Annotated in this window: 5 protein-coding genes and 1 pseudogene; 3 read left to right on the forward strand and 3 right to left on the reverse strand. The window is 65.7% G+C overall.

The window, feature by feature from the left end; translation table 11 throughout:
- Window positions 1–123: 123 nt before the first annotated feature.
- On the forward strand, window positions 124–4,536 hold the full coding sequence (locus G559_RS28580; RefSeq protein ID WP_036997051.1) for a DEAD/DEAH box helicase: 4,413 nt from the start codon (window positions 124–126) through the stop codon (window positions 4,534–4,536).
- 323 nt (window positions 4,537–4,859) lie between these two features.
- Here the strand turns inward: G559_RS28580 and G559_RS0107435 are convergent, their stop codons facing one another.
- Together G559_RS0107435 and G559_RS0107440 are read right to left on the reverse strand one after the other, a co-directional pair.
- Window positions 4,860–5,618: a Mut7-C RNAse domain-containing protein gene (locus tag G559_RS0107435; protein WP_028627643.1), complete on the reverse strand. Its 759-nt coding sequence runs from the start codon at window positions 5,616–5,618 to the stop codon at window positions 4,860–4,862.
- Window positions 5,619–5,673: 55 nt separating this feature from the next.
- Window positions 5,674–6,327: a peroxiredoxin gene (locus G559_RS0107440; RefSeq protein ID WP_028627644.1), complete on the reverse strand. Its 654-nt coding sequence runs from the start codon at window positions 6,325–6,327 to the stop codon at window positions 5,674–5,676.
- A 317-nt stretch (window positions 6,328–6,644) separates the two neighbouring features.
- Here G559_RS0107440 and G559_RS0107445 point away from each other — a divergent pair, with 317 nt between their 5' ends.
- Together G559_RS0107445 and fusA are read left to right on the forward strand one after the other, a co-directional pair.
- Window positions 6,645–6,932, forward strand: a complete 288-nt coding sequence (locus G559_RS0107445) for a GYD domain-containing protein (protein ID WP_028627645.1) — start codon at window positions 6,645–6,647, stop codon at window positions 6,930–6,932.
- Between the two features lie 332 nt (window positions 6,933–7,264).
- On the forward strand, window positions 7,265–9,367 hold the full coding sequence (gene fusA / locus G559_RS0107450; protein ID WP_028627646.1) for an elongation factor G: 2,103 nt from the start codon (window positions 7,265–7,267) through the stop codon (window positions 9,365–9,367).
- Window positions 9,368–9,454: 87 nt separating this feature from the next.
- Here fusA and G559_RS0107455 read toward each other — a convergent pair.
- Window positions 9,455–9,898, reverse strand: a pseudogene (locus G559_RS0107455) (LLM class flavin-dependent oxidoreductase); the annotation flags it as partial.

Raw genomic sequence — 9,898 nt, forward strand, 5'->3', positions numbered from 1 at the left:
GACGTTAGTACCAGTCTGTCGGCAGGGTCTTGCCGCCTCCGGGCAAGGGCCTGCCGCTGGAGGGGGGCGACCATCGGTCCGTCCCCCTTGAGCCTCCGCCGGGGGCCAACCATAGTGAGGGCCATGACCTTGACCCACCAATCCGACCCGGCCGCACTGGACGGTTTTCATCCCGCCGTCGCCGCCTGGTTCCATGCCAGCTTCCCCGCCCCGACGGCGGCCCAGGCCCGTGCCTGGCCGGCCATTCGAGCGGGCGCGAGCACACTGGTGGCGGCGCCCACCGGCTCGGGCAAGACGCTTACGGCCTTCCTCTCCGCCATCGACGAACTGATCCACGAAGGGCTGGAACAGAGCGGGCTGCCGGACCGCTGCACGGTGGTCTACGTATCGCCGCTCAAAGCATTGTCCAACGACATCCGCATCAACCTTGAAGAGCCCCTGGCCGGCATCCGGGCCGAGCTGGTACGCCAGGGCCTGGCCGATGTGGATATCCGCACCGCGGTGCGCACCGGCGATACGTCCCAGGCCGAGCGCGACGCCATGCGCAAGCGCCCGCCGCATATCCTGGTGACCACGCCGGAGTCGCTCTACATCCTGCTTGGCTCCGAGTCAGGTCGCGCCATGCTGGCCGGCTGCCGCAGCCTGATCATCGATGAGATCCATGCTATCGCCGGCAGCAAGCGCGGCAGCCACCTGATGCTCAGTGCCGAGCGGTTGGAGAACCTGTGCGGACGCACGTTGCAGCGCATCGGCCTGTCGGCCACGCAGAAACCCATCGAGCGGGTGGCCGAGTTCCTCGTGGGCCAGGGGCGCGATGCTTGCACCCTGGTGGATGTGGGCTACAGCCGCCAACGCGATCTGGCAATCGAGGTGCCGCCGGTACCGCTGGAGGCGGTGCTAAGCCATGAGGCCTGGGAGAAGGTCTACGACCGCCTGGCTGAGCTGGTGGCTGCGCATCGCACCACCCTGGTCTTCGTCAACACCCGACGCCTGGCCGAACGCGCCAGCCGCCACCTTTCCGAGCGCCTGGGCAACGCTGCGGTGGCCGCCCACCACGGCAGCCTGGCGCGGGACCTGCGTCTGGATGCCGAGCAGCGTCTCAAACGCGGTGAACTCAAGGTGCTGGTGGCGACGGCGTCGCTGGAGCTAGGCATCGATATCGGCGAGGTGGAGCTGGTCTGCCAGCTTGGCTCGCCACGCAGCATTGCCGCGTTCCTGCAACGGGTAGGCCGTTCCGGCCACAGTGTTGGCGGTACGCCCAAGGGGCGGCTTTTCCCGCAATCACGCGACGACCTGATCGAGTGCGCGGCGCTGCTGGATTGCGTACGCCGTGATGAGCTGGATGCCCTGGTCATCCCCCATGCGCCGCTGGATGTGCTGGCCCAGCAGATGGTGGCCGAGGTGGCCTGCGAGGAATGGGGCGAAGACGCGCTGTACCAGTTGATGACCCGCGCCATGCCCTATGCGGAACTGGCGCGAGAGCAGTTCGATGCCCTCGTGAGGATGCTGTCCGAGGGCTACAACGGCCGGCAGGGCGTTCGCGGTGCCTACCTGCACCGTGATGCGGTGAATCGACGTTTACGCGGTCGCCGCTCCGCACGCCTGACGGCCATCACCTCCGGCGGCGCCATTCCCGAGACCGCCGACTACGCCGTGGTGCTGGAACCCCAGGGCGTGCCGGTGGGCAGCGTGCACGAGGATTTCGCCGTGGAAAGCCTGGCTGGGGATGTGTTCCAGCTCGGCAACCAGTCCTATCGCATCCTGCGGGTCGAGCCGGGCCGCGTGCGGGTGGAAGACGCCCAGGGGCAGCCGCCGAATATTCCGTTCTGGTTGGGGGAGGCGCCGGGGCGGACGGATGAGCTGTCGGCGGGGGTGGCGCGGTTGCGTGGGATGGTGGAGGACGTTCTGGTGGCGTCCGAGCCTGCTGATGCAACCCTCACCCCCAACCTCTCTCCCAGGGGGAGAGGGGAGCCGCCCGAGCGAGGGGAGGGTATTGCGCGGGCGATCGAGGTTTTGCGCGAAGACATTGGCCTCAGCGAGGCAGCCGCGCGGCAGATAGTCGAGTACCTGGCGCGGGCACGGGCGGCCCTGGGGGCCTTGCCGACCCAGCAACGGCTGGTGATGGAGCGATTCTTCGATGAATCCGGGGGCATGCAACTGATCATCCATTCGCCCTTTGGCAGCCGGCTCAACCGTGCCTGGGGCCTGGCCCTGCGCAAGCGCTTCTGCCGCAGCTTCAACTTCGAGCTGCAGGCGGCGGCCACCGAGGACGCCTTGATCCTGTCGTTGTCCACCAGCCACAGCTTCCCGCTGGAGGAGGTCTGGCGCTACCTGCATTCCAACAGCGCCGAGCACCTTTTGATCCAGGCGATTCTCGATGCGCCGCTGTTCGGCGTGCGCTGGCGCTGGAATGCTTCCGCCGCGCTGGCCCTGCCGCGCTACTCCGGGGGCCGCAAGGTGGCACCGCAAATCCAGCGCATGCGCAGTGAAGACCTGTTGGCCAGCGTGTTCCCCGACCAGGTGGCCTGCCAGGAGAACCTGTTGGGCGAACGTGAGATTCCCGATCACCCGCTGGTGGCCCAGACCCTGGATGACTGCCTGCACGAGGCCATGGATACCGAGGGCTGGTTGGCCCTGCTCCGGCGAATGGAGCGGGGCGAAGTCGATCTGGTTGCCCGTGACCTGCCGGCGCCTTCGTCCCTGGCGGCGGAAATCCTAGGCGCGCGGCCCTATGCCTTTCTCGATGACGCGCCACTGGAAGAACGCCGTACCCAGGCCGTGCAACAACGGCGCTGGAGCGATCCGGAGTCCGCCGACGATCTGGGCGCGCTGGATAGGGAGGCCATCGCGGCCGTGGCCGAAGAAGCCTGGCCACAGGTGCGCGATGCCGATGAGATGCACGAGGCCCTGCTCGCTCTGGCCTGTGTGACCCAGGCAGAGGTCGACGCCAATGATGACTGGGCAGGCTGGCTCACCCAACTGGCCAAGGCGCGCCGCGCCGCGTGCATGCACCTGGACGGCACGCCCGCCCTGTGGCTGGCGGCCGAGCGTGTGGAACAACTCCGCGCGCTCTATCCAGAAGCCGTCCGCAAGCCGGCCATTGCCGCGCCGGAGGGTTTCACCGCCGCGTGGGAGGCCGAGGCCGCCCTGGTGGAAGTGGTGCGAGCCCGTCTCGGTGGCTTTGGTCCACTGACTTTGGCGAAGCTGGCGGCCGACCTGCACCAGAGCCCTGCGCCGCTGACCTTCGCCCTGGCGAGCCTGGAGCGCGAGGGACAGGTGCTGCGTGGCCGCTTCACTCCCGGCGCGACAGCGGAAGAGTGGTGCGAGCGCCATCTGCTGGCACGTATCCATCGCTACACGGTGCGGCGTCTGCGCCGCGAGATCGAACCGGTGGAGCGAGCCGATTTCATGCGCTTCCTGTTCGACTGGCAACGCGTTGCCGCCAATGCCCAGGTGCGCGGTGCCGAAGCGCTGGCCGGGGTGCTGGGCCAACTGGAAGGCTTCGAGGCGGCGGCTGGCGCCTGGGAAAGTGAAATTCTCCCCAGCCGGGTGGCTGACTACGGCATCAACTGGCTGGACGACCTCTGCCGTGCTGGCCGGGTGGTCTGGTGTCGCCTGGGCGGGCGCGGCAAAGCAGTCGCGGGGCCGGTGCGCGGCACCCCCATCCTGTTGCTGCCGCGCAAGAGCCTGGCGCTCTGGCGTGCCTGCTTGCAGGAAGGGCCGGCACCCGCGCCCTCCGCCCGCGCCGAGCGCGTGCGCCAGGTACTGGCCAGCCAGGGTGCGCTGTTCTTCGATGAGCTGATGGACGAGGCCCACCTGCTGCGCAGCGAGTTGGAGGATTGCCTGGGCGAGCTGGTGGCCCTGGGCCTGGCCAACGCCGACAGCTTCGCCGGCCTGCGTTCGTTGCTGCTTCCGGCGGCGCGTCGCAGCCGCCATGACCGCCGCGCGCGCCTGGCCCTGGCCAATATGCAGGATGCCGGGCGTTGGGCGCTGTTGCGCGGCAAGGCGGAGGAGAGCAACGGCAAGGTCCCGGACGAGGCCCTGGAACATGTCGCGCGCACCCTGCTGCGTCGATATGGCGTGGTGGGCTGGCGTCTGCTGGAGCGCGAGGCCGACTGGCTGCCGCCCTGGCGCGACCTGTTGCGGGTCTTCCATCGCCTGGAAGCGCGCGGCGAGATTCGTGGTGGTCGCTTCGTGGCCGGCACCTCCGGCGAGCAGTTTGCCTTGCCGGAGGCCGTCGGCCTGCTGCGAGAGGTGCGCAAGCGCCCGCTGGAGGGCAGCCTGGTCGGCCTGTCCGCTTGCGACCCGCTGAACCTGGTGGGCACCCTGCTCAACGGCGCCAAGGTGCCGGCGGTGGCAGGCAATCGCCTGCTGTTTCGTGACGGCGTGCCAGTTGCAACGCTGGTGGCGGGCAAGGTGCATCTGTTGCAGGACGCCGATCCCTCCACCGCCAATGAATGGCGCGCGGCGCTGATACGCCAGCCGGCCGCCACGCCGCTGGGGCAGCAGTCGAGACGGGCACGGATGCCGTTGTAGGTACTGGTTGGGCACTTACCGTGTAGGGGCGAATTCATTGGCTCTGTCTGCATGACGTGTTGCAAGCAGATGCATTACCCGTAGGAGCTGGCTTGCCAGCGAATGGCCCCGTTTCGCTGGCAAGCCAGCTCCTACAAGGGGTTTGGCCCGCAGGCAGATCTCTCGCCCCTACCGAAATTCGCCTTCTTCCAGCTGCGCACCTAAGCGCTTGTAATCGCTCAGAAATTGACCCAACCCAAGGGGCCCCCGGCGGACCTGGCGCCTGGCCATCTCCCGACAGCTTATCCACAGCTTCATCCACCGTTTTTGTGGGTATGCGCCGATCAGCCTTCGTCAGACTTATCCACAGCCAGCAAGGGGGCCAGCAGGGCGCACATGCTGCGCCAGTGGGAGCCTTCCCAGTAGAGGCGGTCGCAGGTATCGCAGCTGAGAAAGCGCGAATAGAGCGCACCGATGCGCGGCGGCAGGCGAGGGCGGGCGAGCTCCGGGGTGATTTCCTGCAGCGGGTGATTGCAGTGCAGGCAGAGGCTGAAGGGGTTGGCGCTGCGGGCCAGATCGAGGCGCTCGAACAATTCGCGCAGCTGCAGCGAGGGTTTCAAGGCATGCACGTAGCAGCCGTGGGTGATGATGCGGCGCTTGAGCAACTCGCGGTCGCGGGTCAGCACGATGCGCCCTTCTTGGGCGGAGATTTCGGCGATCTGGCCGTCCTCGAAGCCGTTGTCGTAGAGGGTATCGAAGCCGCACATGCGCAGCAGGCTGGCGAGGCCGCCGAGGTGGGCGTCGGCGACGAAGCGCAGTATTCGCAGCGGTCGGGCACGGACCTTGAGCAGCGGGCTGATATCCAATGCCTCGAACTTGGGATAGACCGCCAGCCGGTCGCCATCGAGGATCACCCGCTCGAAGCCCACCGACTCGCCATTGAGCAGCACCAGTTCCACCTCGGTGTGAGGCACGCCCAGCGCCTCGATCATGTGCTTGACGGTGGCCGCCCGCGCACAGGCGCACGTGAATGCCTGCCGGCGCCGCTCGGCGGGCAGGAAGTCATTGAGCTCTTCGTAGAAACGGAATGTGGCCCTGACCATGGGGAAGAGTATGGCAGGCGCTGGCGCGCCCTCCCGGAAGAGGGCGCGCGGCCATTCACTTGGGCTGGGCGACGACCCGCAGGTAGGGCTTCAGGGTCTTGTAGCCGTCGGGGTACTTCTTCTTCGCATCTTCGTCCGATACCGAGGTCGGGATGATCACGTCATCACCCGGACGCCAGTTCACCGGCGTCGCCACCGTGTGCTTGGCGTTGAGCTGCAGCGAGTCCAGCAGGCGCAGCACCTCGTCGAAGTTGCGACCGGCGCTCATGGGGTAGACCAGCATCGCCTTGACCTTCTTGTCCGGGCCGATGATGAACACCGAACGCACCGTGGCGTTATCCACTGCAGTGCGCGGGCCCGCGCTGGCATTGGGGTGGATCATGTCGTAGAGCTTGGCCACCACCAGGTTTTCGTCGCCGATCATCGGGTAGTTGACCGCGTGCCCCTGGGTTTCCTCGATGTCACCGACCCACTTGCGGTGATCGCTGACCGGATCCACGGACAGGCCGATCACCTTGGTATGGCGCTTGTCGAATTCGGGCTTGAGCTTGGCCATGTAGCCCAGCTCGGTGGTGCAGACCGGCGTGAAGTCCTTTGGGTGGGAGAACAGAATGGCCCACTGGTCACCGATCCACTGGTGGAAATTGATCGTGCCTTCGGTGCTGTCCACAGTGAAATCGGGCGCTTCGTCACCAATGCGGATTGCCATGTAAGTCCTCCTTTCTGTCTGGCTGGAAGGGGCCGCCAACCCACGGCGGCTATCGCGGCAGGTCCATCGGCCTACCGGGGCTGAAAGTATAGGCCGGCCTCCCGGGCCTGCCCGGCGGACATTGGATCAGTGGTCATGCGTCCCGGTCCGGGAGTGCTATTCCTAGTTTGTGGAGGTCGTCGGAAGCTCGCTGTCGACAGGGCCCGTGGCGCATTGCGCCAGATGGGCATGCATGGCGGGAAGAGTGGCGGCCTTTTTCCGGTGCAGTGATTTCCGCAATCCCGACCGTCGCCCTGCAACTCAACAGGAGCGAGCGTATGGCTACGTTCATCACGCTGGCGACCTTCACCGATCAGGGTATCCGCAGCGTCAAGGACTCCCCGGATCGGTTCGTCGCCTTCAAAGGGTTGGCCGAGCAGCTCGGCCTTTCGGTCAAGACCGTCTACTGGACGGTAGGCAGCTTCGACCTGGTGCTGATCGTCGAAGGGGATGAGGAAGCGGCGACCACCCTGCTGCTCAAGACGGGCCAGTTGGGCAATGTAAGGACGCAGACACTGCGCGGCTATTCGGAACAAGAGTTCCGGCGCCTGCTCAGCGGCCTGTAGCAAGTCCCGCCCTCGAACGGGGAGCCGCACCGGTGGCCGCTCCCCTTGGGCCCAAAGCGCGGCAGCGGCCTTGAGCAGGTACTGGCTGGTGGGTAATACGTCGAGTTTGTCGAAGCCGATATCGTCCGCCCGGACTAGCGGATGAGTGGCCGGTGGCATGGGCGAGGCGGTGCTAGCGTTAGAGGAGGGGAGGTGCCGGCCGTGGGGGCTGCGCCATGCCCTTGCAGCGAGGCCTTGCGCCCACAACCTTTGTTCTCGAACCCGGTGCCGGTGGCACCGCCGGAGCGCGTGCGGCCCTGCCATATTCCATAACCCGCACGGAGGTGATTGTCATGGCCCGCACGACCCCCATCAGCCATTACCGCAATATCGGCATAGTGGCCCACGTGGATGCCGGCAAGACCACCACCACCGAACGGGTTCTTTACTACACCGGCGTCAACCACAAGATGGGCGAGGTGCATGATGGCGCCGCGACCATGGACTGGATGGTGCAGGAGCAGGAACGCGGCATCACCATCACCTCGGCGGCCACCACTGCGTTCTGGAGCGGCTCGCGCAAGCAGCTCGACAAGTTCCGCATCAACATCATCGACACCCCCGGTCACGTCGACTTCACCATCGAGGTGGAGCGTTCCCTGCGCGTGCTGGACGGTGCGGTGGTGGTATTCAGTGGTGCCGACGGCGTGGAGCCGCAGTCCGAGACGGTCTGGCGCCAGGCCGACAAGTACCATGTGCCGCGCATTGCCTACGTGAACAAGATGGACCGCGCCGGTGCCGACTTCCTGCGCGTGGTGGAGCAGATCAAGAAGCGCCTCGGCCACACGCCGGTGCCGATCCAGTTGCCCATTGGTCAGGAAGAGAACTTCAACGGCCAGATCGACCTGATCCGCATGAAGGCCATCTACTGGAATGACGCCGACCAGGGCGCCAGCTTCCGCGAAGAAGAAATCCCCGCCGAGCTGCAAGAAACGGCCCGCCACTGGCGCAACGTGATGCTCGAAGTGGCCGCCGAAGCCAACGAGGAGTTGATGACCAAGTACCTCGACGAGGGCGACCTGAGCGAGGAGGAAATCAAGACGGGCCTGCGCATCCGTACCTTGTCCTGCGAAGTGGTGCCGGCAGTGTGCGGTTCCTCCTTCAAGAACAAGGGCGTACCGCTGGTGCTGGATGCGGTGGTGGAACTGCTGCCGGCACCCACCGAGATTCCGTCCATTCGCGGTACTCACCCGGACGACCCGGAGAAAGAAGACGAACGCCACGCCGACGACACCGAACCCTTCTCGTCACTGGCTTTCAAGATTGCCACTGACCCCTTCGTCGGCACCCTGACCTTCGTTCGCGTCTATTCCGGTGTGTTGAACTCCGGTGATGCCGTGCTCAACTCGGTGAAAGGCAAGAAGGAGCGCGTCGGCCGCATGGTGCAGATGCATGCCAACCACCGCGCCGAAATCAAGGAAGTACGCGCCGGCGACATCGCCGCCCTGATCGGCATGAAGGACGTCACCACCGGCGACACCCTTTGCGATCTCAACAAGCCCATCATCCTCGAACGCATGGATTTCCCCGAGCCGGTGATCTCCATCGCCGTCGAACCCAAGACCAAGGCCGACCAGGAAAAGATGGGCATCGCCCTTGGCCGGCTGGCCCAGGAAGACCCGTCATTCCGGGTGAGGACGGATGAGGAGACCGGACAAACCATCATCTCCGGCATGGGCGAGCTGCACCTGGACATCATCGTCGATCGCATGAAGCGCGAGTTCAACGTCGAGGCCAATACCGGCAAGCCCCAGGTGGCTTACCGCGAGACCATCCGCAAGACCTGCGAGATCGAAGGCAAGTTCGTTCGCCAGTCCGGCGGCCGTGGCCAGTACGGTCACTGCTGGATTCGCTTCGCCCCCGCGGACGAAGGCAAGGAGGGGCTGGAGTTCATCAATGAAGTGGTCGGCGGCGTGGTGCCGCGCGAGTTTGTCCCGGCCATCCAGAAAGGTATCGAGGAGCAGATGAAGAACGGCGTGCTCGCCGGTTATCCCCTGATTGGTTTGAAGGCGGCGGTGTTCGACGGCTCCTACCACGATGTGGACTCCAGCGAGATGGCCTTCAAGATCGCCGCCTCCATGGCCACCAAGCAGCTCTCGCAAAAGGGTGGTGCCGTGTTGCTGGAGCCGGTGATGAAACTGGAAGTGGTGACGCCGGAGGATTACATGGGCGACATCATGGGCGACCTCAACCGTCGCCGTGGCCTGATCCACGGCATGGACGACGGCGTGTCCGGCAAGATCATCCGCGCTGAGGTTCCCTTGGGCGAGATGTTCGGCTACGCCACCGACGTGCGCTCCATGTCCCAGGGCCGCGCCAGCTTCTCCATGGAGTTTGCCCGTTACGCCGAAGTGCCGACGAGCATCGCCGAGGCCATCGTGAAAAAGTCGGGTTGAGGCCAGGCGGAATTCGCCCCTACACGCTGCATCGCCGGAAAAGCAAAACGGGCCCGAAGGCCCGTTCTGCATTCCTCACTCCGCGGCTCAGGTCAGTCCGTTCTGTTTGCGGAAGTAGGGAATCACGTGTTCGCCGATGTTCTTCAGGGTTTCGATCTGCGCCCACTGGGGCACGGTGCCCATCTGGCAGATGAAGAGGATTTCGTCGGCGCCGGCGTCGATCAGGCGCTGCACGTAGCCGATGCAGTCGTTCACGGTGCCGTAGGCATGGTTGGGGTTCATCATCGCCATGGTCGGGTCGGAGAAGTCCACGGTGACTTCCTCGGAGGCGAAGCGCGACTTGATCACCGCCTGGCCGTTGCCGTCGATGAAGGTGTCGTCCTTCCACTTTTCCGGGTCCGGGCGTTCGCCGCCGGCGTACCAGTAGGCCAGCGATTCCATGAAGTAGCGCTGGCCGCGGATGCCGATGTGGCGGGCCTGCTCGTTGTCGTCGAGGACGATGGCCGGGCAGAGGGCGGCGATGTGGCGGTT

This window comes from Metapseudomonas resinovorans DSM 21078 (assembly GCF_000423545.1).
Lineage (GTDB): Bacteria > Pseudomonadota > Gammaproteobacteria > Pseudomonadales > Pseudomonadaceae > Metapseudomonas > Metapseudomonas resinovorans.